We start from the raw sequence: 22397 nt of genomic DNA, 5'->3' as shown, positions 1-22397 counted from the left end.
CTAGAACGGGCGCTGCACGTTGCCGGAATAGAAGAACACGCCAAGCCCGGCCGCAAAGATGATGTTGCCCGCGATCGCGTGCAGCAGCACCGCATAGAAGAACGACCCGCGCTTGCGGTAGGCCCATGAAAACAGCAGCCCGCCTGCGAATGTCATCACGGTGACGATCCAGCTCCAATACATCAGATGCGCAAAGGCAAACAGCCCGGCGTTCAGCAACGGCAAGGCCGCGCCGTCGGGCAGGATCGCGTGATAACGGCGATAGAACAGCGTGCGGAACAGCAGCTCTTGCGGCAGCGCCGACAGCAACGGATAGCCCAGCCAGATCACCACCAGAAATTCGGGCCGGTTCAGCAGCAGATAAAAGGCCGCATCGGGGCTCGTGGCCATCACCAGGGCCGAACAGATTGCCGCCATTGCCAATGAAAACCCGATCACCTCGGCCCAGCGCCAGTTGCGCCAGCCATAGCGCAGTTCGGGCCAGGAAAAGCCCGGGGTGCGGTGCAGCAGGGCGATCCCGACAGCGGTGAAGAATAACAGGGCCGGAAACATCCAGTCGGGTGGAAACAGAACCGCGATCAGCAAGGGGACCGCGACATAGAACGCCACGAATTCAGCCTTCAGGCGCAGGTTCGATACCTGCAATCCACGCGCAGAGCTGCGGTCGCTCATGGCAGCATCACCTTGGCCGGTATCAAACCGCGCAAGGAATTGCCCATCCAGACCCGGTGCGCGGCGCCTAGGTCATGCAGGGTCAAGACCGTCTCGGCCGCGCGTCCGGTTTCGATCAACTCCTCGCGCAGGATGCCCGGCAGCAGGCCCGCGGCAACCGGAGGTGTCAGCAGGCGCCCGTCTTCCGTTTCGACGAACAGGTTGGTGATGGTGCCCTCGCACAGTTCATCCCGTTCGTTCAGGAACAACAGCTCGTCCACGCCGTCGGGCAATTCCGCCCGCGCTTGATCATAGATCGCGCGGCGGGTGGTCTTGTGGCGCAGCCAGATGTCCGAGGACGTCGGCCTTGGTGTCGCCAGACCCACCGTCCAGCCCGGCGGGTTGTCTGCCAAAGACCCCGTGGTGACCTCGGGCTTGCCGGTGATGTCCAGTGTCAGCCGGCACCGCAGCGGGTCAGCGCCAGCCACGCCGGCCACAACCTCGCTGACGCGCCGCTCGTCGAAGGGAATACCCAGCCAGTCCGCTGTCCGCGCCATGCGCCGTAGGTGGCGATCGAGCCGCACGAACCCCTGCCCGGGCCGAAACGCAAAGGTTTCGATCAGGCGGAAATCAGGCTCAGTTGGTGCGCGAACCGGGCTTTCCATAGCGCTTCCTCATATTCCGACGCGGCGGTGCTGTCCCAGACGACGCCTCCGCCGACGTTCAACGTGGCCCGATTGCCCTCGACCATCAAGGTCCGGATCGCGACGTTGAACTCCGACCGCCCGTCCGGGGCGGCCCAGCCGATGGTGCCGCAGTAGATGTCGCGCGGCCAAGGCTCCAGATCCGACAGGATCTCCATCGCACGGATCTTGGGCGCCCCGGTAATCGAGCCACAGGGAAACAGCGCCCTCAGGATGTCGGACAGCCCCGCCCCTACCTGCAGCCGCGCCTGCACCAGCGACACCATCTGATGCACGGTGGCGTAGGTCTCGACCTTGAACAGCTCGGGCACCTGAACGGTTCCCGGCAGCGCCACACGGCTGATGTCATTGCGCAGAAGGTCCACGATCATCAGGTTCTCGGCCCGGTTCTTTTCGTCCGAGGACAGGAAATCGCGCCGCCAGGCGTCCTCGGCCAGATCGGCGCTGCGCGGCTGAGTGCCCTTCATCGGCCGGGTCTCGATCATCCCGGCGGCATCGGTGCGGAAGAACAGCTCGGGCGAGCGGCTGAGCAGATCGGGCAGCCCGTCCTGCTGGACCAATGCGCCATGGCCGACCGGCTGTCCGGCGGTCAGCGCGGCATAGAGCGCGGCGCTGTCGCCCTCGGTTTCCAGGTCGATGGGAAAGGTCAGGTTGGCCTGATAGATGTCGCCGGCCCCGATCGCATCATGCACGGTGCGGAAGGCTTCGGCATAGCGCGCCTCGCTCCAACGCGGCTGGAACGCAGTCAGCCCGGCCGCACCGAACGGCAGGTCCTGCACGCTCGGGCCGTCGAACACCCCAAAGCACAATAGCGGCAATCGACGGGTCGCGGGCAGCCTTGCGGCCAGCTTGGGCTCAAGCGCATAGCCAAGCTCGTAGCTGGCATATCCGGCCAGCCAGCCGCCCTGCGCGCGCGCGTCATCCAGCGCCGCCAATGCCTGGGGCACCTGCTCCGCCCGGTCGGCGCGGATCACCTGGGCAGGCCGGTCGAAACCGGTGCCCGGACCGGCGGGTCCATGATCGAAACGAATGCGCAATTGCTTCCTCATCTGTCGTGCAGCGGCATATAGAGAATACGGTGCCAAGGGAAAGGGGGGAAAGCGGCAATTTCGCTTCCGTTTCCGATCCCCCTTGCACCTTTTGCCCGGGTCCCTATAACGCACGACAATTTGGGCGCATGGGCGGCGCCCGCGACTCGTGCAAAATCGAAGGGGCCAGGCCATGCCGAAGAGAAACGACATCCAGTCGATCATGATCATCGGGGCGGGGCCCATTGTCATTGGGCAAGCTTGCGAATTCGACTATTCCGGCGCCCAGGCCTGCAAGGCGCTGCGCGAGGAAGGGTATCGGGTCATCCTGGTGAACTCGAACCCTGCCACGATCATGACCGACCCGGAACTGGCCGACGCCACCTATATCGAACCGATCACGCCCGAGGTCGTCGCCAAGATCATCGAAAAGGAACGCCCCGACGCCCTGCTGCCTACGATGGGCGGGCAGACCGGCCTGAACACCTCCTTGGCGCTGGAGGAGATGGGCGTGCTGGAAAAATTCGGCGTCGAGATGATCGGGGCCAAGCGCGAGGCCATCGAGATGGCCGAGGACCGCAAGCTGTTCCGCGAAGCGATGGACCGCCTGGGCCTTGAAAACCCAAAGGCCACCATCATCACCGCTCCCAAAAAGGCCGACGGCTCTGCCGATCTGGATGCCGGCGTGCAGATGGCCCTGGACGAGTTGGAAAACATCGGCTTGCCCGCGATCATCCGCCCGGCCTTCACTCTGGGCGGCACCGGCGGCGGTGTGGCTTACAACCGTGAGGATTACATCCACTTTTGCCGCTCGGGCATGGATGCCTCGCCGGTGAACCAGATCCTCGTCGACGAAAGCCTTCTGGGCTGGAAAGAATATGAAATGGAGGTGGTGCGCGACACTGCCGACAACGCGATCATCGTCTGCTCGATCGAGAACGTCGATCCGATGGGCGTGCATACCGGTGACTCGATCACCGTGGCCCCTGCGCTGACGCTGACCGACAAGGAATACCAGATCATGCGCAACGGCTCGATCGCCGTTCTGCGCGAGATCGGCGTCGAAACGGGCGGATCGAACGTGCAATGGGCGATCAACCCGGCAGACGGCCGCATGGTCGTGATCGAGATGAACCCGCGTGTGTCGCGCTCGTCAGCGCTGGCGTCCAAAGCGACGGGCTTCCCGATCGCCAAGATCGCCGCCAAGCTGGCGGTGGGCTACACGCTGGACGAGCTGGACAATGACATCACCAAAGTCACGCCTGCCAGTTTCGAACCGACCATCGACTATGTCGTCACCAAGATCCCGAAATTCGCTTTCGAGAAATTCCCCGGATCCGAGCCTTACCTGACCACCGCGATGAAATCGGTGGGTGAAGCCATGTCCATCGGTCGTACCATCCACGAATCGATGCAAAAGGCGCTGGCTTCGATGGAATCGGGCCTGACCGGGTTTGACGAAGTTGAAATTCCGGGCCTGAGCATCGGCCCATGGGATGCGGTCGAAAGCAGCGACGACAAGGCACATGTCATCAAGGCCATCAGTAAGCAGACACCCGACCGTTTGCGCACCATCGCGCAGGCGATGCGCCACGGTCTGACCGACGACGAAATTTTTGCCGTCACCAAGTTCGACCCGTGGTTCCTGGCCCGTATCCGCGAGATCATCGAAGCGGAACGCACCGTCCGCAAGGACGGCCTGCCGATGACCGAGGACGGTCTACGCCGGCTCAAAATGCTGGGCTTTACCGACGCGCGTCTGGGCAATCTGGCCGGCCGCGACGAGGGCAACGTGCGCCGCGCACGCCACAATCTGGGCGTCACCGCCGTGTTCAAGCGGATCGACACATGCGCCGCCGAGTTCGAGGCGCAGACGCCATACATGTATTCGACCTACGAGGCCCCAACGATGGGCGAGGTCGAATGCGAGGCGCGCCCCAGCGACCGCAAGAAGGTCGTCATTCTGGGCGGCGGCCCCAACCGGATCGGCCAGGGGATCGAGTTCGACTATTGCTGCTGTCACGCCTGTTTCGCGCTGACCGACGCGGGCTATGAAACCATCATGGTCAACTGCAACCCCGAGACGGTTTCGACCGACTACGATACCTCGGACCGGCTGTACTTCGAGCCGCTGACCTTCGAGCATGTGATGGAGATCCTGCGGACCGAGCAGCAGAATGGCACACTGCACGGCGTGATCGTTCAGTTCGGTGGTCAGACCCCGCTGAAGCTGGCCAATGCGCTCGAGGCCGAAGGCATCCCAATCCTGGGCACCACGCCCGACGCGATCGACCTGGCCGAAGACCGCGAACGGTTCCAGGCACTGGTCAACGATCTGGGCCTGAAACAACCCAAGAACGGCATCGCTTCGACCGACGCGCAAGCGCTAGAGATTGCAGAAGAGATCGGGTTCCCGCTGGTGATCCGTCCGTCCTACGTTCTGGGCGGCCGCGCGATGGAGATCGTGCGCGACATGGATCAGCTGAAGCGCTACATCAACGAGGCCGTGGTGGTCTCGGGCGACAGCCCCGTGCTGCTGGACAGCTACCTGGCCGGGGCGGTCGAACTGGACGTGGACGCGCTGTGCGACGGCAAGGATGTCCATGTGGCCGGCATCATGCAGCATATCGAAGAGGCCGGCGTGCACTCGGGCGACTCGGCCTGTTCGCTGCCGCCCTATTCGCTGTCGAAAGAGATCATCTCCGAAATCAAGGACCAGACCTACAAGCTGGCCAAGGCGCTGAACGTGGTCGGGCTAATGAATGTGCAGTTCGCGATCAAGGATGACGAGATCTACCTGATCGAGGTCAACCCGCGCGCCAGCCGCACCGTGCCCTTCGTGGCCAAGGCGACCGACAGCGCCATTGCCTCGATCGCCGCGCGGGTGATGGCGGGCGAGCCGCTGTCGAACTTCCCGCAACGCCCACCCTACAAGGAAGGCCAGGACACCAAGATCGCCGACCAGATGACCCTGGCCGACCCGGACATGCCCTGGTTCTCGGTGAAAGAGGCGGTGCTGCCCTTTGCCCGCTTCCCCGGTGTCGATACCATCTTGGGTCCCGAGATGCGCTCGACCGGTGAGGTCATGGGCTGGGACCGCGACTTCCCGCGGGCCTTCCTCAAGGCGCAGATGGGCGCGGGCATGGTGCTGCCGTCCAAGGGACGGGCTTTCATCTCGATCAAGGATGCCGACAAGGGTCCGGCGATGATCGAGGCTGCGAAGGTTCTGGTCGAGCAGGGATTCTCGCTGGTGGCCACCCGCGGAACACAGACATGGCTGGAGTCCAAGGGCGTGCCCTGTGACGTGGTAAACAAGGTCTACGAGGGCCGCCCCGATGTGGTGGACATGCTGAAGGACGGTCAGGTCCAGTTGGTCATGAACACCACCGAAGGCGCGCAGGCAGTTGAGGACAGCAAGGCCATCCGCTCGATCGCGCTGTATGACAAGATCCCCTACTACACCACGGCCGCGGCCAGCCATGCCGCCGCGCTGGCCATCAAGGCGCAGGCTGAAGGGGATGTGGAGGTCAAATCGCTACAGGGTTGAAGCCCGCAGCGGACAAGCAAAAAGCCCCGGCCTTTCGCCGGGGCTTTTTTTTGGGATCATGCAGTCTGGGCCGCCAGCCTGCGCTGTTCTTCCCGAGTGAAGAACAGCAGGTAGAACACCGGCGCGGCGACCATGGTCAGGATCGTCGCGAAAGCCAGACCACCCATGATCGTCACTGCCATCGACACGAAGAACGCGTCGGTCAGCAGCGGCGCCATCCCCAGGATCGTGGTGATCGCTGCCAGCATGACCGGGCGTAGACGCGAGACCGAGGCTTCGATGATCGCGTCGCGCAGAGGCTTGCCCGTGGCGCGGACAAGGTCGATCTCTTCGACCAGAACAATACCGTTCTTGATCAGCATCCCCGACAGGCTGAGAAGCCCGAGAAGCGCGGTGAATGTAAATGGCAGGCCCGTGCCCAGCAGCCCGATCACCACGCCATTCACCGACATCGGCACCAGCAGCCAGATGATGACCGGTTGCCGGATCGCGTTGAACAGCAGTACCGAGATCAGAACCATGATCAAAAGGCTCAGCGGCAACTGTTTGCCAAGGCTGGCTTGCGCTTTGCCGGAATCCTCGAACTCGCCGCCCCATTCCAGCTTGTAGCCCAGCGGCAGTTCCATGTCCTCGATCGCATCGCGAATCTCGGAATGAACCTGTGCCGCGGTCAGGCCGGCCGGGATGTCTGCGCCCACCGTGACGGTCAGAACGCGATCGCGCCGATGCACCAGTGTATTGAGCGCTTTGTACTGGAACCCGTCCACCATCTGCTCGATCGGCACGAATTTCTGTGACTGGTCCGAATACACCACTTGATCCACAATCGAGTATTCTCCGTCCGCCGGGCGACGCAAGATAATCGGGATCAGGCGGTCCCTCTCGCGGAACACGCCGCCGGTGATGCCATCCGTCGAGAATTGCAGGGTGGCGGCGATGTCTTCGCGGGTAACACCGGCCGTCTGCGCACGTTCGGTCGCATAGATCGGCTGGACCGCCAATTCCATTTCCCGCCAGTCGTGATGCACGTCTAGCGCATTTGGCGATGCAGCCGACATGCGCCGCACCGCCTCGTCGGCCAGTTGCCGCAGGACGACCGGATCGCTGCCCGAGAACCGCGCCTCGATCGGGGTACCGCCGCCGGGGCCGAACACCAGACGCTTGGTCCGGAATTCGCCTTCGGGGAATTGGGTTTCACCAAAGGCCTCCAGATCAGCACGCAGGACGGGAATGTCCTCGAGCGTTTCGGTCCGGATGATCATATGCCCATAGCTTGGGTTGGGCTTCTCGGCCGAATAGGTCAACATGAACCGCGTCGCGCCCTGCCCCACGAAGGTGGTGACCGAGACGACATCATCCCGCTGGGCCAGCCAGTCCTCGAAGACTTGCATATCGGCACTCGTCCGCGCGATCGGAGTCCCCTGCGGCAGCTTGTAATGGACGAAGAACAGCGGCGTGTTGGAGTCCGGAAAAAACTGCTGTTTCACCATCGCGAAGCCGGCATAGCAGATCACGGTAACCCCAACCAAACCGGCCACCACCAGCCAACGGAACCGCAATGCCCAGCGCAGGATCGCCCCGTAGGTTCGGAACAGGATGCCGCTATAAGCGTCGACATCCACGTCCTTGCCCTGTTTGAAGAAATAATGCCCCAACAACGGTGTTGCTGTGATGGCCAGCACCCAGCTCAGCAGCAAAGAGATCGCGATCACCGCAAACAACGAGAACAGGAATTCGCCCGTCGCATCCGGGCTGAGCCCAATCCCGGCAAAGGCCATGATTCCGATGACCGTGGCCCCCAGAAGGGGGATCTGGGTCTTGGACGCGGCCTCGTCGGCAGCGTCGCGCGAGTTTTTCCCCTTGAGCATGGAGATCTGCATCCCCTCGGCCACCACGATGGCATTGTCGACCAGCATCCCCATCGCAATGATCAGCGCGCCCAGCGAAATGCGCTCCATCTCGATGGAAAACAGCGCCATGAACAGCAGGGTCCCGACAACGGTCAACAAAAGGGTCGAGCCCACAACGACCGCCGCGCGCCAACCCATGAATATTCCAAGCACCGCCACCACGATGGCAACCGACATGGCCAGGTTCACCAGAAAATCGTTCGAAGCCTGCTCGACCACGACGTGCTGCTGGTAGATCGGCAATACATCGACGCCCGCGGGAATTTCCACGTCCAGCTCGGCCAGCTTGGCGTCGACGCGCTTTCCGACCTCCACGATGTTTTCCGTCGATAGGCCGGCAATACCCAGGGTGAAGGCTTCGACGCCGTTGAACCGGATCATGATGTCAGGATCGGTCTGGCGGGCCCGGTAGACATCGGCCATGTCAAAGAGGTTGATCACTTGCCCCTGAGAGCCAACCGACAGCCCTGCGATCTCGGACACGCTGTCCGATCCGTCCGCCGTCAGGATCGTGGTGCGATCGTCGTCTGACCGAAGCGTCCCTGACGACTGAACCGAATTGGCGTTGGCGATCGCTTCGTTGATCGACTGCAACGGCACGTTCTGGTTGACCGAAATGGCCAGGTCCGGCTCGATGAAAATGGCTTCGTCTGGCAAGCCCTGCACTTCAACGTCCGCAACGCCCTCAACGGTCAGCAACTCGCGCCGCAAGAAGGTCGACAATTCGTGCTTTTCGGCGTCGCTGAACCCTTCCGCGGTGACCGCATAGAAAAGACCGAACACGTCACCGAACCCGTCATTCACATAAGGTTGGCTGACACCGGACGGCAATCCACGGGCCGCATCCCGGACCTTGGCGCGCAGTCGGGTCCAGATATCCGGCAATTCGCTGCCATCGTAGGTGGACTTGATCTCGACTTCGATCAGCGATTGACCGGGACGGTTGACCGAGGTGATGACATCGACCTCGCCCATCTGCTGGATGGCAGATTCCAAAGGCTCCGAGACCTCCTCGGCCACCTGTTCAGCCGTCGCACCGGGATACGTGGTCAACACTACGGCGTTCTTGATGGTAAAGGCCGGATCTTCGAGCCGCCCGAGCGACGAAAATCCCCAGATCCCACCCAGCAAGGCGATCAGGATCACCAGCCACGTATAGATCGGCCTGTCGATCGAAGCGCGTGCGATATTCATCATCGCCCCCTTCAGTTCGCAAAGCCGGCAAAGCGGCGCACGGTCTGCCCATCGGTCAGAACGGACCCGCCGGCCACCACGATTTCGTCGCCGTCCGACAATCCGGTCAGAACCCGGACGTCACCTGTCTGGGTAGGTTCGATGGTCACGGGAACACGCCGCACGGCGCCAACATCTGCACCGACCGGCGAAAAGACCATAACGCCCAGATTGCCCTCGGCGTCGGCGACAATCGCGGTCGGGGGGACGATGATGCCAATGCGTTTGTCATCGACCTGAACATTGACGGTTACCGACGAGCCGGGCAGCACCCGCAAGTCTTCCGGCGGCGTGAGGCCGAACTGAATCCGGAACGTCTGGCCGACGCTCGAAGTTTCAGCGTCGAATTCGCGGATTTCCAACGGGAAGACCTCGTCACTTGCGGGGAATTTTGCCGTGATCGAAATGCCATCTTCCTGGCTGGTCCTCTGGAACAGGATTTCGGGCACATCGACCTCGATCCTCAATTCGGACAGATCGTGGATCCGGACGATCGGCGTTCCGGCGGCCACGGTGGTGAAGTTTTCGACCTCACGCCGCGATACCAGCGCATCGAACGGCGCGGTCAGAGTCGTGTGCTCGAGGTTGTACTCGGCGTCACGCACCGCGATTGCAGCCAGTTGGGCGGCGGTTTCAGCGTCATCGACAGCGACCTGGCTTGCAGTCGTCCCCCGCAGGCGCGACAGGCGGGCCACGGTGCGGTCAGCCTGATCCTTCTGAAGACGCGCACGTTCCAGTGCCAGTTCGAACGGCTCTTGGTCCAGCTTTGCAATCAGGCTGCCCTTGGGCACCTGAAACCCTTCGTTGACGGGCAGTTCCACGATCTGTCCGGCGACCTGAAACGCCAGATCGACAGTCTGCCGCGCGGCCACGCGCCCGAAGAACTGGCGTGAGAATCCGGGAGCGGTCTCATGCACCACCATAAGTTTTACAGGCTTGGTGTCGTCTTGCGCCGCAAGCGGTGCGGCCAGTACGGCAAAGGCAAGGCCCAGCGAAGTCAGCAGCTTCATTTCGTCAATCCCTCGGGTATTCCCGTTTTCAGAATGTTGTCCCGGATCTTGCGGGCAAGCCGGGCAAATTGAGCGGTTTCCTCGTCATCCAACCCGGAGGCACGGTGAAACAGCTCTCCGGCGGTGGTAACCAGCATGTTGCGGGCTTCGGCACCTTTGTCGGTCAGCACCAGCAACCACGCACGGCGATCATCGGGATCCTGCTGACGGGTCAGATAACCGGCCGCCTCAAGCGCATCGGCGGTGGCCGTAATGGTCGACGGCACGGTCAGCATGTCGGCCGCCAACACTCCCATCCGCTTGGGCTGATCCAACTTGATCAACATATGGCATTCCTGATGGCTGAGATCGGTATCGATGCAGCCGAAACTCTCTTCCAGTTTCCAGTACAGCGCATAGACGCCCATCATCGCCTGGATCTCAGGGGTCAGTCGGGCCAGCCGTTCACTGATGTCTTTGGTCATGGATGCTCTTCGCGCGAGTCGAGCGGTGATATACTTCGGATTTCGAACTATTCAAGATGTGAAGTTGAATTTGCGCAAACCTATGCCGTTCCCTTGGGTCAACATCTCTTGATCTGGGGGCGCTGTGACTGCATTTTGGGCGAATCCGAAACATTCAGGACCCGACATGTACACGCCCGCAATCACCGGTACCGGGGTTTTCACGCCCGAAAACGTCATCACCAATGCCGAGCTGGTCAAAGCCTTCAACGCCTATGCCGACAAGATGAATGCTGCCAACGCCGATGCCATCGCCGCGGGCGAGATGGAGCCGATGCAGCACTCCTCGGAAGAGTTCATCGTCAAGGCCTCGGGCATCGAGAACCGCTACGTCATGGACAAGACCGGCGTGCTGGACCCGGACGTGATGCATCCCCTGCTGCGCCAGCGCAGCGATGACGAGCCGGGCATCATGACCGAAATGGCGTTGGACGCCTGCAACAAGGCGCTGGCCCAGGCCGGACGGACCGCGGCGGATGTCGATCTGGTGATCTGTGCCGCGTCGAACCATGAACGCGCCTATCCCGCCATTGCGGTCGAAATCCAGAACGCGTTGGGCATCACTGGTTTTGGGTTCGACATGAACGTGGCCTGTTCTTCGGCGACGTTCGGCATTCAGGCCGCGGCCGACATGATCCGGTCGGGGTCCGTACGGGCGGCGCTGGTGGTCAACCCCGAGATCTGCTCGGGACACCTGGAATGGCGCGACCGGGATTGCCACTTTATCTTCGGTGACGTGGCCACCGCCACGCTGATCGAGCGGATCGAGGATGCAAAGGGCCCGCATTTCGAAATCCTGTCGACCCGCTGCGCAACCGAGTTTTCGAACAACATCCGCAACAACAACGGTTTTCTGCGGCGCACCCGGCCCGACGGATTGAAGGACCGCCGCGACATGCAGTTCATGCAGAACGGCCGCAAGGTGTTCAAGGAAGTGCTGCCGATGGTCAGCAAACACATCAGCGACCACATGGATTCCGAAGGGATCGAAAGCGGCGATCTCAAGCGGCTGTGGCTGCACCAGGCCAACAAGACGATGAATGATTTCATCGGCAAAAAGGTCTTGGGCCGAGAGCCGGAGCCGGGCGAACAGCCCAACATCCTGCAGGACTATGCCAATACATCGTCCGCCGGGTCGATCATCGCCTTTTCCAAATATTCAGACGATCTTCAGGATGGCGATGTCGGCCTGATCTGCTCGTTCGGTGCAGGATATTCGGTGGGGTCCGTCATCGTCAAACGCCACGCCTGACACGCCGGCGCCGCCGGTCCACGTCCGGCGCAACAAGCGATAACCTCGAATATTTCGCCCGCGCAGGCGGACTGTTTTTGTATTCCTGAAAACTTCTTCAGAATTGATACAGCGCAACTTAACCCGCGGCCTCCATCTGGAAGGCCATGCAATTCCGCATGTCAGGTGACGCCAGGTTAAGAAAGGTGCGCCATGTTCAAGAGTTCTAAGTCAGGAATGGCGGCCTGGGTTGTCGCCCCGTTTTTGGGGGTTGCTGCAGCCAGCGCGGCCATGGCCGAGCCCCAGGTTTGCAACGCCAACACAGCACGGATCGCAGCCAACAATGGTGACTATGCGGCCCTTTGCGGCTGTTCGCAGGTTACGCCCAGTTTCCTCTCGCATCTGCAACAACGGGCAGATTTCGGGTCGGTTCTTGCCAATACCTCGCAGCAATGTCCGGGGCTGGCCAATCTGCTGAGCGATTTGCCGACCGGATCGATTTCCAACGCCAACAGCTTTGACGGCCGCGAAAACGACCCCAGCGGATTTCAACCCGCATCGAGCACCGGCCCATCCGCCGGCGGCGGATCCGGGTCGGGCGGCGGAAACAGCGGCCCCGGCAATGGCGGGGGGAACGATGACCCCGGTGATGGCGGATCCGACGATCCGGGCAACGGCGGCGGGAATGATGATCCCGGCAACGGCGGCGGCAAGCCTGGCGATGGCGGTGGCAAGCCCGGCAAGGGCGGCGGCAAGCCCGGCCATGGTGACGGCAAGCCCGGCAAGGGTGGCAGTCACGGCGGCGGTAAAGGAAACAACGGCGACGGGAAAGGCGGCGGCAAGGGCAACAATGGCGGCGGCAAAGGCAACAACGGGGGCGGAAATGGGCCCGAGGGCTCAAGCCCCGGACGCGGGAACAATGCCAACAACGACGAAAACTGACTAAGGCTAAGAGCTACTTCAGCTCAGCTTGAGGAAGGCGATGCGCACATCGCCTTTTTCACCGCCCTATGGCGGCTTTTCGGAAACTAGGTCAGCTGACGCTTTCCTCTTCGAGGTGCAATTTCATCTCGATCAGAACCTGTTGCAGCAACGAAGTTTCTTTCAGCAGACGCTTGGCTTCGTTGACGGTAATGATGCCATCCTCGATCGCGGCCTGGTATTCGGTCATCAGCATCGCAAACCGCTGGCTCAGTGCGATCACGTCCGAATTGACGCCCCCGGTGCGCGTACGGGTCGAATTGCGCTCATCATAGGACAAGGTGATGTTCTTCAGGTCCGCCAGGGCCGAGGTCACATGCGGGTAGCTGGCCGCGTTTTCCAGACGTGCGACCGCATCCACCGGCATGAACCGGTCGCTGTGCTCGGGATTGTCGGAGTAATACCGGCCCAATGTGGCCTTGGATTTCCCTGTGATCTCGCATGCTGCCTCGATCCCCACGTCCTTGACCAAAGCTTCGGTGTGCTTTTTCAGATAGGCCCCGATATCTGCCATTTTTGTACCTTTGTTCGCTGCGCCCTCTTGCCCGGCTGTCCGCACCGGGGAAAGGGAGGGGAAATTTCCCATACTCGAGTCATAATTGAAATGTCATATCTTGGCTATCCCTCAGATATGCGGGGGTTTTGTGAGTGAGTGGCGGCAGTTAATGCCGGTAAAGAGTGTTTGCGGGGCAGTATTTCAGGCCCTGCGCTGTTTCGGCCATTTCGTGGCCGGCGGTGTCGCTGTTGCGGAAGCGGGGTTATCCATCCCCAAGAGCATCTGCTCGGCCTCTGCGACTGCAATGGCGGCGTCGATTTTTTTCAGGACATTGACGACTTGCTCGCGCAGCGTGAGCCGATTAGACCCAGCCCATGGCCAAGCTGTACTTTAACTACTCAACGATGAACGCAGGCAAGTCCACGGTGCTGCTTCAGGCGTCGCACAACTATCGCGAGCGCGGCATGGACACCTATCTGATGACCGCAGCCATTGACGGGCGCGCGGGCCAGGGGCGCATCGCATCGCGGATCGGAATCTCGGAACAGGCCGATACGTTCAATCCCCACGACAATGTGTTCGCGATGATCCAAGATCGTCTTGATCAGGGGAAAGTGGCCTGTGTTTTTGTGGACGAGGCGCAGTTCCTGACCGAAGAACAGGTCTGGCAATTGGCTCGTGCGGTGGATGACCTGAAAGTACCGGTTCTGGCCTACGGGTTGCGGGTGGATTTTCAGGGCAAGCTGTTCCCAGGATCAGCGGCTCTGCTGGCCCTGGCCGATGAAATGCGCGAGGTCCGCACCATCTGCAGATGCGGGCGAAAGGCCACGATGGTGATCCGTCAGGACGAAAACGGAAAAACCATCACCCAAGGCGCGCAGGTGCAGATCGGCGGAAACGAGACCTATGTTTCACTCTGCCGGAAACACTGGCGCGAGGCCGTGGGCAGTTAGACCAGATTTGGCAGCGGTCGCCCGGCGACAAAAGCCGCCACATTGTCCAATGCCATGTGCCCCATATCCGTGCGCACTTGCTCGGTCGCAGTGCCCAGATGCGGCAGCAGGGTGACATTCTCCATCTCGCGCAGCGCCTGCGGCACGGCGGGTTCAAACTCGTAGACATCCAGCCCGGCCCCGGCGATCTGGCCGTTATTCAGCGCATGGATCAGTGCAGCTTCGTCCACGACTTCTCCGCGAGCGATGTTGACCAGAATGGCCGACGGCCGCATAGCTGAAAGAACCGAAGCGTCTATGAGGTGGAAGGTGTCAACACCACCGGGGACGGCGACGACCAGAAAATCGGCCACAGCAGCCAGGGCCGCCAAATCGGGAACGAACTCGGCAGGGAAATCCAGATCCTTGGGCGTGCGGGATTGATAACTGACCTGCATCCCGAATCCGAAATGACAGCGCCGGGCAATGGCTTGCCCGATCCGTCCCATTCCGATGATTCCGACCCATTTTCCGGTGACGTGCTGTCCCAGCATTTGGGTCGGGTGCCAGCCCTGCCAATTGCCGGACCGGACCAGCCGTTCACCCTCGCCCGCGCGGCGGGCCGTTGCCAGCAGCAGAGTCATGGCAATGTCCGCCGTTGCATCCGTGACCGCCCCCGGTGTGTTGGTCACGCGAACACCAGCAGCCTGCGCTGCCGCCACATCAATGTGATTGAAACCCACCCCAAAATTGGCCAGCAGTTTGCACCGCGGAGCCGTGACCATTTCAAAGACATCGGCCGAAAAGACATCACCCAAAGTCGGAACGACCACGTCGTAGTCCCGCAATGCGCGCGCCATCTCATCAATGCTGAGCGGTGCGTTGCTATCTCGGATATCGACGTCGAACCCATCCCGCGCGCGGGCCGTGACCGCGGGGGTCATCGGTCGGGTGATCAACAGCTTCATCAGTGCATCCGCCCGCCCACGGGAACTTTGCCATCAGGACCGATCAAAACAATCTCGCCCGATTCGTCCGGCAGACCCAGAACAAGAACCTCGGACATGAACCGCCCGATCTGACGCGGCGGGAAATTGACCACGGCCAGCACATGTTTGCCGAGAAGGGATTCGGGCGTGTAATGCGCGGTAACCTGCGCCGAGGTCTTGCGCTCGCCGATCTCGTCGCCGAAGTCGATCCACATTTTGATCGCGGGCTTGCGGGCCTCGGGATAGGGTTCGGCCCGGATGACCTCTCCTACGCGAATGTCGACCTTGAGGAAGTCGTCGAAGGAAATTTCACTCACCGGACAGCTCCTTGGATCGATCGGTTGCCGCCTTTACGGCACGGTGCAACAGGTTTGGAAACCCATCCTGTTCATGCATCAGGACTTCCAGTGCTGCCTGCGTCGTGCCGTTGGGTGACGTGACATTGATGCGCAATTGCGAAGGATCTTCCTCGGACGCCATGGCCAGAGCCCCTGCCCCGGCAACGGTCGCCTTGGCCAGGCGCATGGCCAGATCATGCGGAAGGCCTTGCGCCTCGCCTGCGGCAGCCAGCGTCTCAATCAAATGAAAGACATAAGCCGGGCCCGAGCCGCTGAGACCGGTGACCGCGTCCATCTGCGCCTCATCCTGCAGGCGCACGGTATCACCGATGGCCGAAAGCAGATCTTCGGCCAGGGTCATGTCAGAACCCGAGGTGCTGGAATTTCCAATCAGCGCGGTAATGCCTTGCCGGATCGCCGCGGGCGTGTTCGGCATGGCCCGAATGATCGGAGTACCAGCACCCAGAACACGCTCGAACGTGGCGATGGAAGTTCCGGCGGCGACCGAGATGAACAGGGTGCCGCCGCCCCCCAACGCCTGAATTGCCGGCAATGCCTCGCCCATCATCTGAGGTTTGACGGCAACCAACACGACGGCAGGTCTTTCAGGAAGTGGGGTGTTGATATTGACCCCTTGCGCCCTGAGCCATTCGGAAGGGTTAGGGTCGATCACCCATACGGATGCGGCAGGCAGGCCATGTTCCAACCAGCCGGCCAACATGGCCGACCCCATCTTTCCGCATCCCAGAAGCACCAGCCCCTGATCCGCAACGCGTGACATGTCCATGATTGCCCCTCCCCTGCTTTTGCGGTTTGGGGCAAAGCTTTACGCGCGGCCGTAAGCCTCTGCAATGGCGACTTGCATCGCATCCTCGGGCGTACGGTTGCCCCAGGTTACCAACTGGATCGCAGGATAGTAACGCTCGGCGCTCAGGACCGCGGCGGTGATCATCGTGTCGATCTGTTCGGGGCTGGCCGATTGCCCGCCGCTGAGCACCAGGCCGTAGCGGTAGACCATCAGCTTCTGATTGCCCCAGTAGGTGAAGGCGCCGGCCCAGCATTGGTCGTTCATGCGGTTCAGCAGTTCATAGAGATCAGAAACCCGGCCCTCGGGCGGCTCCATCTCGAACGAGCAGACCATCCGCAGAGTCTCGTCATAGTTGGACCAGGCCAGCGTGATCGAGTAGGTGCGCCACTGTCCTTCGACCGCCATGGCGATCTGGTCGTCTCCGATCCGGTCGAAATCCCAATCGTGGTGTTCAGCCAGATGTTCGACAATATCAATCGGATGAATGTCTTCTTCGAAATACTGCTCGGAAAGTGCCATGGTGCCACCTCACTTAATACCTAGCATTTCGGGGCTGGCAGCGCCCCAGCGCTAGTTGCCTGCTCTACAAGCCGGGCTTCCCCCATAGGCCTGTACTAAATATGGTGCGCTGTGGCTGGGACTCTGGCAACCCCCATTCTTGGGGATAACAGCAATAAGTTGTGGACAGCTGGCAACGGCCACCAAAATATTGGCGCACCCTGCAGCTTTGCCTTGATTTATTTTTACAATGCGGCGAGACTCCCCACACTGCGAAACCCAGCGCGGGTTGAGCGGTGTAAGGTCTTGCCAAAAATTCTGAAATGCCGATCTGCGGCTGGGCTTATTTGTCCAGCTTCGCTTCAAGCGCGGCGATCCGCGCTTCCAGCGCCGCGTTTTCTTCGCGCGCTTTCTGGGCCATAGCGCGGACGGCATCGAACTCTTCACGCGTGACAAAGTCGCGATCCGCCAGCCAGCGGTCAACCAAGGACTTCATCGCCGTTTCAGCCTCTTCCCGCGCACCCTGCGCCACGCCCATTGCGTTGGTCATCAACTGGGACATATCGTCCAGAAACTTGTTGCGGGTTTGCATGTGTCTACTCCGGAATCGCGAATGCCTTCTATATGGGGGATAGTGAGCCCAGTCTCAAGGTTGACTTGGTCAGCCAACCCCGGGCAATGAGACGCACATGCAAGCTGTTTTGAATTTCCCCGATCTGTCGCCCGAGCTGTTCTCGATTTCCGCCCTCGGAATCGAGTTCGCGCTGCGGTGGTATGCGCTGGCCTATATCGCGGGCATCCTGATCGCGTGGCGCATGGCGGTGATGGCGGTGCGCCGTCCCGCTTTGTGGCCGGATCAATCCCCGCCCCTGAGACCGGACCAGTTAGAGGACCTGATCACCTGGATCATCCTTGGGGTCATCATCGGCGGGCGATTGGGCTTTGTTCTGTTCTATCAGCCCGAATACTACCTGTCCCACCCGCTTGAGATCCTTAAGGTCTGGCAGGGTGGCATGTCCTTTCACGGCGGCCTTCTGGGTGTGGTGATCGCATCGCTGGTCTTCGCGCGACGCCATTCGGCCCCCTTGCTTTCGCTGGCCGACTTGATCGCCCATACCGTTCCCCCCGGCCTGTTGCTTGGCCGTTTGGCCAATTTCGTCAATGCCGAGCTGTGGGGCCGACCCAGCGAACTGCCCTGGGCGGTGATCTTTCCCGGCGCAGCAGCTCAGGACTGCGCCAATGTCGCTGCTGGGCTTTGCGCCCGCCACCCGTCGCAGTTGTACGAGGCTGCACTGGAAGGCGTGCTGTTGGGCCTGCTTTCGTTGTGGCTGGTCTATCGGCGCGGCGCATTTCATTGGCCCGGCCGCATCATGGGCGTATTTCTGGCGGGCTATGGCGCTTCGCGCTTCATCGTCGAGTTCTTTCGTCAACCCGACGCGCAATTCGTCTCGGTCGGAAACCCGCTGGGACTTGCGTGGCATGTGGGCGGCTACGGCCTGACGATGGGCCAGATCCTATCTGTACCGATGATCGCAGTCGGCTTGTGGTTCGCCCTACGGGCACGGCGGGCGGCATGAGCCTGCTTGGCCATCTGACCGACCGCATCCGGCAAGACGGGCCGATGAGCGTGGCGGACTACATGGCCGAATGCCTTCTGCATCCAACGCACGGCTACTACACCACCCGCGACCCGTTGGGCGCGCATGGAGACTTTGTCACCGCTCCGGAAATCAGCCAGATGTTCGGCGAAGTGATTGGTCTTTGTCTCGCGCAGGGCTGGATTGATCAAGGCAGACCCGACCGGTTTGCGCTCGCCGAGCTGGGCCCGGGGCGCGGAACACTCATGGCCGATATTCTGCGGGCCACCCGGGGCGTGCCCGGGTTTCACGACGCCGCGCAGGTGGTATTGCTCGAAGCCTCGCCCGTTCTGCGCGGACTTCAGGCCGAGGCCCTGGATGCGCACGCACCGAACTGGATCGTTTCGGTGGGCGATCTCCCAGAGCTTCCGCTATTTCTTGTGGCCAATGAATTTTTCGACGCTTTGCCCATCCGCCAGTTTCTGCGCGACGGCGACGGCTGGTGCGAACGTCTTGTGGGCCTGCAGGGCGATCAGCTGGCATTCGGCCTTGGCCCGAGGGCGACGCAAGCGGCCTTGGCGACGCGCCTCGAGGATACACGGGACGGTGATCTGGTCGAGTTGTGCGCGGCGGCGGTTCCCATCGTGACCGAAACGGCCCGCATCATCCGTAGCCACGGTGGTATGGCTCTCGTCATCGACTATGGCGACTGGCGTTCGCTGGGCGACACGTTGCAGGCCGTCAAGGGGCACGAATACGTCGACCCGCTCGCCACACCGGGTCAGGCCGACCTGACTGCACATGTGGATTTCGAAACGCTGGCATTGGCGGCGGGCGCGACGGGCTGCGCCCATACGCGGCTGACGCCTCAGGGTGTGTTTCTTGAGCGTCTGGGCATCACCCAACGCGCACAGTCTCTGGCCAGCGCGTTGACCGGATCAAATCTGGAAACGCTGGTTCGGGCACATCGGCGGTTGACGCACCCGGAGGAAATGGGAAACCTGTTCAAGGTGCTGGGCCTCTACCCGAAAACTGCGATGCCACCATCGGGACTTGGGACATGACTCTGGAAATTCTGACCTCGGATTTGTTGTCACCGATTCGACACGGGTTCTTCAGTCGCAAGGGCGGCGCCTCGTCCGGTATCTTCAGCGGGCTGAATTGCGGCACGGGCTCGTCCGACCTGAGCGAGGCGGTCGCGCTGAACCGAAGCAGAGTGGCCGAGGCCATGGACGTCAAACTGGATGCATTGGTCGGCGTGCATCAGGTACATTCCCCGCACGTGATCACCGTCGACAAGCCGATTGCAGGCGAGAAGCCAAGGGCCGATGCAATCGTTACCGCAACGCCAGGCCTCGCGCTGACGATCCTGACGGCCGACTGCCAGCCGGTACTGTTTGCGGATCCTCAAGCGAAAGTGATCGGGGGGGCACATGCGGGATGGCGCGGTGCTCTGGACGGTGTCCTCGAGGCGACGCTGGACGCCATGGAGGCGCTGGGTGCGCACCGCAAAAGCATCATCGCCGTCATCGGCCCGACGATCTCGCAGCGCGCCTACGAGGTTGGCCCGGAGTTTCTGGAAAACTTCCTTTTAGAAAGCCAGGACAACGCGCGTTTCTTTGCAAATGGGCAAGGCGACCGGATGCATTTCGACCTGCCGGCCTTTGGCCTTCACAAGCTGCGTCAGGCCGGCGTCGGGCAGGCAGAATGGACGCGGCATTGTACCTATTCGGATCCCGACAAGTTCTATTCCTACCGGCGCGCGACCCACGCCGGCGAGGCGGATTACGGCCGCCTGATTTCCGCCATACGATTGTAAAGATCGGCCGAATTATGGCGAAAGCGCCACTTTTCCGCCACATTTATTGTGTCTATCTGTCATCAGAATCGTTGTTAATTTTTGCCAGTGCTCAGATGGTTATCCGTTCTCCGAACGTCTGATTTCTGGCATCCGAACTCAGGGGGTGCCGCAAGACTTCATCTTTGTCCTCAATTAATCCCGGAACAGCCACATCGCTGCCGCAAAGACGCGTCACATTGGCTTTACAAAGGGAAAAGGGCTTAGGCCCGAACTTCGAGCAGGACATGAATATGAAGTTGAAATCTCGCTTTCTTCGCGCCGTTGTCGCGACCGCCAGGGACCAACAACCGGAAATGCCCTGGAAGCGGGTTTCCAGTCACTCTGCAAGGGTCGTGCGCCGGTTGGCCGCGCGACGCTGATACGAAATCCCTCTGGGGCCAGCTGCCGGCCTCAACAGGGCAAGACGCGCACCGGAAGCTGCTCTGGGCCGGTGCGTGAACCGAGGCTGGTATTCGCAGCCGACGTTTTTCAGGGCGTTTGTGTGCGGACAATTACGTTCGCAGTGTACGAGTTTGTCTGGGGGGTCATTGTGTTGACCAAACGAATGCGAAATCCATTCGCCATGCGCGGCCATGTCGGTACCCGCATGGAGGTGGCGCACTTTTTTTCAAGACAAAGAATCAAGCTGTCAGGCGGGCCTGCACGGGGATGTTTCCCGCCTGTTCGGCGTATTGGAAGGAACGGAATAATATGACTATTCCAAATTCACTGGCACGTGCCGCGCAGAATGCCCTCGACACTTCGGCATTGCTGCGCGAAGCACCGCGTCCAGGCACCAAACAGAAGGCGCAACTGCGTCGATACGAGGTGAGTGCGCTGCTGAAAAACGGGGAAGTTTCGCAGACACGCCACATCGCACCGGCGCTGCCCGTTTTCGAAGACGCGTTCTGCGCCTTTACACGTGGGTCTCTGGTCGAGACGGAACACGGCCCGGTCGCCATCGAGGACTTGATGCCGGGCGACACGGTCCTGACCCAGACCGGCGCATCCGAAAAGGTGTTGTGGAAAGGCTCGGTCACTTTGGTACCTGGCCGCGAAGACTCGCGCGGGCGGACACGCCCTTTGACCCGCATCATGGCAGACACGTTCGGCATGCAAAAACCATTGTCCGGTGTCATTGCCGGCCCCGCAGCCCGCTTGCTGGCAACACCGGCGCATCTGCGGCATCTTGGAGGTGGCCAGCCGATGTTGACACCCGTTGCCGAATTTCAGGACGGCATGTCCGTGATCGAAACGCAGCCGCCCACTCCGGTCGAGCTGTTCCATATCTGCCTGGAGCGCCACGCGGTCATCAATGTCGATGGGCTGCAGTTCGAAACCTATCATCCCGGCGTGAACGCGGTCCGGATGATGAGCCACTCGCTGCGCTCGATCTACCTGAACCTGTTCGCGCATATCCATTCCTTGCACGATTTCGGTCCGCTGCTTATGGCACGCGCCGGGGAGGGCGAGATCGACGCCATCACGGCGTGACAGCTTTGACCATCACCACTGCATTTTGGGGGGCAACATGCAGATTTTACTGAGTTGGGCCATTTCTCTGGCCATCGTGGCGGTGCTGCCGCCATGCGCATCGCAAACCAGACGCGCCGGCGTTACGCCGTCCGGTTCATCCGTTCTTCCAATACGTCGAACGGCACGCCGGGTTCGTCTTTTGCACCGCGGATGACAAGCGAAGTCTTGACGCTGGCCACGTTCGGCGTGGTCAGCAACTCACCCGTCAGGAACTGTTGAAAACTGCTGAGGTCGGGGGCGACGCATTTCAGGATGAAGTCGACCTCGCCGTTCAGCATGTGGCATTCCCGGACCAAGGGCCAGTCTCGGCAGCGGTCTTCGAACGCCCGCAATTCCGCTTCGGCCTGGCTTTCAAGGCCTACCATCGCAAAGACCTGAACTTCGAACCCCAGTTCCCGGGCGTTGACCTCGGCGTGGTATCCTCGGATAAAGCCAGCCTCCTCCAACGTGCGCACGCGCCGCAGGCAGGGTGGGGCCGAGATTCCGACACGTTTTGCGAGCTCGACATTGGTCATTCGTCCGTCTGCCTGCAGTTCTGCAAGGATCTTTCGGTCGATCTCGTCCAGCCGTGTCGTGACCATGCGG

Annotated in this window: 21 protein-coding genes; 8 read left to right on the top strand and 13 right to left on the bottom strand. The window is 61.2% G+C overall.

All coding sequences use genetic code 11. The features are described from left to right. From AC2FM5_RS09945 to AC2FM5_RS09935, 3 genes are read right to left on the bottom strand one after another with little or no spacing between them, the layout of a single operon-like run. Positions 1-672 (bottom strand): CPBP family intramembrane glutamic endopeptidase, encoded by a 672-nt coding sequence (locus AC2FM5_RS09945; RefSeq protein ID WP_496735321.1) that lies wholly within the window; start codon positions 670-672, stop codon positions 1-3. Continuing rightward, on the bottom strand, positions 669-1316 hold the full coding sequence (locus AC2FM5_RS09940) for an aminotransferase class IV family protein (protein WP_496735319.1): 648 nt from the start codon (positions 1314-1316) through the stop codon (positions 669-671). The genes AC2FM5_RS09945 and AC2FM5_RS09940 overlap by 4 nt, the downstream gene beginning before the upstream one ends. Further along, on the bottom strand, positions 1271-2404 hold the full coding sequence (locus AC2FM5_RS09935) for an aminodeoxychorismate synthase component I (RefSeq protein ID WP_170364782.1): 1134 nt from the start codon (positions 2402-2404) through the stop codon (positions 1271-1273). The genes AC2FM5_RS09940 and AC2FM5_RS09935 overlap by 46 nt, the downstream gene beginning before the upstream one ends. Before the next feature lie 172 nt (positions 2405-2576). Here AC2FM5_RS09935 and carB point away from each other — a divergent pair, with 172 nt between their 5' ends. Then, positions 2577-5930, top strand: coding sequence for a carbamoyl-phosphate synthase large subunit (gene carB / locus AC2FM5_RS09930; RefSeq protein ID WP_496735316.1), 3354 nt, complete (start codon positions 2577-2579; stop codon positions 5928-5930). Between the two features lie 56 nt (positions 5931-5986). Here carB and AC2FM5_RS09925 read toward each other — a convergent pair whose 3' ends face one another. The 3 genes from AC2FM5_RS09925 to AC2FM5_RS09915 are packed head-to-tail and all read right to left on the bottom strand — an operon-like array spanning position 5987 to position 10547. After that, positions 5987-9034, bottom strand: coding sequence for an efflux RND transporter permease subunit (locus AC2FM5_RS09925; RefSeq protein WP_496735314.1), 3048 nt, complete (start codon positions 9032-9034; stop codon positions 5987-5989). Positions 9035-9045: 11 nt separating this feature from the next. Continuing rightward, positions 9046-10083 carry an efflux RND transporter periplasmic adaptor subunit gene (locus AC2FM5_RS09920; RefSeq protein ID WP_496735312.1) on the bottom strand — a complete coding sequence of 346 codons (1038 nt, stop codon included), beginning with the start codon at positions 10081-10083 and terminating at the stop codon, positions 9046-9048. Continuing rightward, on the bottom strand, positions 10080-10547 hold the full coding sequence (locus tag AC2FM5_RS09915; protein WP_093964681.1) for a MarR family winged helix-turn-helix transcriptional regulator: 468 nt from the start codon (positions 10545-10547) through the stop codon (positions 10080-10082). The genes AC2FM5_RS09920 and AC2FM5_RS09915 overlap by 4 nt, the downstream gene beginning before the upstream one ends. 166 nt (positions 10548-10713) lie before the next feature. On the opposite strand from AC2FM5_RS09915, the gene AC2FM5_RS09910 reads away from it, so the two are divergent. Next, a complete protein-coding gene (locus AC2FM5_RS09910; protein WP_170454412.1) occupies positions 10714-11838 on the top strand; it encodes a beta-ketoacyl-ACP synthase III in 1125 nt (374 codons plus the stop codon). A 192-nt stretch (positions 11839-12030) separates the two neighbouring features. Beyond that, on the top strand, positions 12031-12759 hold the full coding sequence (locus AC2FM5_RS09905; protein ID WP_170441670.1) for a hypothetical protein: 729 nt from the start codon (positions 12031-12033) through the stop codon (positions 12757-12759). A gap of 91 nt (positions 12760-12850) precedes the next feature. On the opposite strand, the gene AC2FM5_RS09900 is transcribed toward AC2FM5_RS09905, so the two are convergent. Next, positions 12851-13312: a hypothetical protein gene (locus AC2FM5_RS09900; protein ID WP_170340605.1), complete on the bottom strand. Its 462-nt coding sequence runs from the start codon at positions 13310-13312 to the stop codon at positions 12851-12853. A gap of 356 nt (positions 13313-13668) precedes the next feature. Here AC2FM5_RS09900 and AC2FM5_RS09895 point away from each other — a divergent pair, with 356 nt between their 5' ends. After that, complete coding sequence (locus AC2FM5_RS09895) at positions 13669-14247, top strand: thymidine kinase (RefSeq protein WP_170357151.1); 579 nt, start codon at positions 13669-13671, stop codon at positions 14245-14247. On the opposite strand, the gene AC2FM5_RS09890 is transcribed toward AC2FM5_RS09895, so the two are convergent. The 5 genes from AC2FM5_RS09890 to AC2FM5_RS09870 form a co-directional block, all read right to left on the bottom strand. Then, positions 14244-15194 (bottom strand): 2-hydroxyacid dehydrogenase, encoded by a 951-nt coding sequence (locus AC2FM5_RS09890; protein WP_496735309.1) that lies wholly within the window; start codon positions 15192-15194, stop codon positions 14244-14246. The genes AC2FM5_RS09895 and AC2FM5_RS09890 overlap by 4 nt on opposite strands. After that, the gene (locus AC2FM5_RS09885; protein ID WP_496735307.1) at positions 15194-15532 is read right to left on the bottom strand and encodes a tRNA-binding protein; all 339 of its coding nucleotides are present in this window, start codon (positions 15530-15532) and stop codon (positions 15194-15196) included. The genes AC2FM5_RS09890 and AC2FM5_RS09885 overlap by 1 nt, the downstream gene beginning before the upstream one ends. Continuing rightward, positions 15525-16340, bottom strand: a complete 816-nt coding sequence (gene proC, locus AC2FM5_RS09880) for a pyrroline-5-carboxylate reductase (protein ID WP_496735305.1) — start codon at positions 16338-16340, stop codon at positions 15525-15527. The genes AC2FM5_RS09885 and proC overlap by 8 nt, the downstream gene beginning before the upstream one ends. Positions 16341-16379: 39 nt before the next feature. Further along, positions 16380-16880, bottom strand: coding sequence for a type III secretion system chaperone family protein (locus AC2FM5_RS09875; RefSeq protein ID WP_170369634.1), 501 nt, complete (start codon positions 16878-16880; stop codon positions 16380-16382). 322 nt (positions 16881-17202) lie between these two features. Beyond that, entirely contained in the window at positions 17203-17451 is a 249-nt protein-coding gene (locus AC2FM5_RS09870; RefSeq protein ID WP_093964673.1) for an accessory factor UbiK family protein, read from the bottom strand. Positions 17452-17548: 97 nt separating this feature from the next. On the opposite strand from AC2FM5_RS09870, the gene lgt reads away from it, so the two are divergent. The 4 genes from lgt to AC2FM5_RS09850 all read left to right on the top strand — a co-directional run bounded on the left by lgt (position 17549) and on the right by AC2FM5_RS09850 (position 21770). After that, positions 17549-18436, top strand: a complete 888-nt coding sequence (gene lgt / locus AC2FM5_RS09865; RefSeq protein WP_496735302.1) for a prolipoprotein diacylglyceryl transferase — start codon at positions 17549-17551, stop codon at positions 18434-18436. Continuing rightward, positions 18433-19500 (top strand): class I SAM-dependent methyltransferase, encoded by a 1068-nt coding sequence (locus tag AC2FM5_RS09860; protein WP_496735300.1) that lies wholly within the window; start codon positions 18433-18435, stop codon positions 19498-19500. Before lgt ends, AC2FM5_RS09860 begins: the two co-directional genes overlap by 4 nt. Continuing rightward, positions 19497-20255, top strand: coding sequence for a peptidoglycan editing factor PgeF (gene pgeF / locus AC2FM5_RS09855; RefSeq protein ID WP_496735298.1), 759 nt, complete (start codon positions 19497-19499; stop codon positions 20253-20255). Before AC2FM5_RS09860 ends, pgeF begins: the two co-directional genes overlap by 4 nt. Positions 20256-20987: 732 nt before the next feature. Next, a complete protein-coding gene (locus AC2FM5_RS09850) occupies positions 20988-21770 on the top strand; it encodes a Hint domain-containing protein (protein ID WP_170357143.1) in 783 nt (260 codons plus the stop codon). A gap of 122 nt (positions 21771-21892) precedes the next feature. Here the strand turns inward: AC2FM5_RS09850 and AC2FM5_RS09845 are convergent, their stop codons facing one another. After that, positions 21893-22393, bottom strand: a complete 501-nt coding sequence (locus AC2FM5_RS09845; protein ID WP_093964666.1) for an Lrp/AsnC family transcriptional regulator — start codon at positions 22391-22393, stop codon at positions 21893-21895. Positions 22394-22397 lie beyond the last annotated feature (4 nt).

Source organism: Ruegeria sp. BHSA162, from assembly GCF_059613385.1.
Note: the sequence above shows the minus strand (reverse complement) of the source record. Positions and strands in the feature narration are given on the sequence as shown.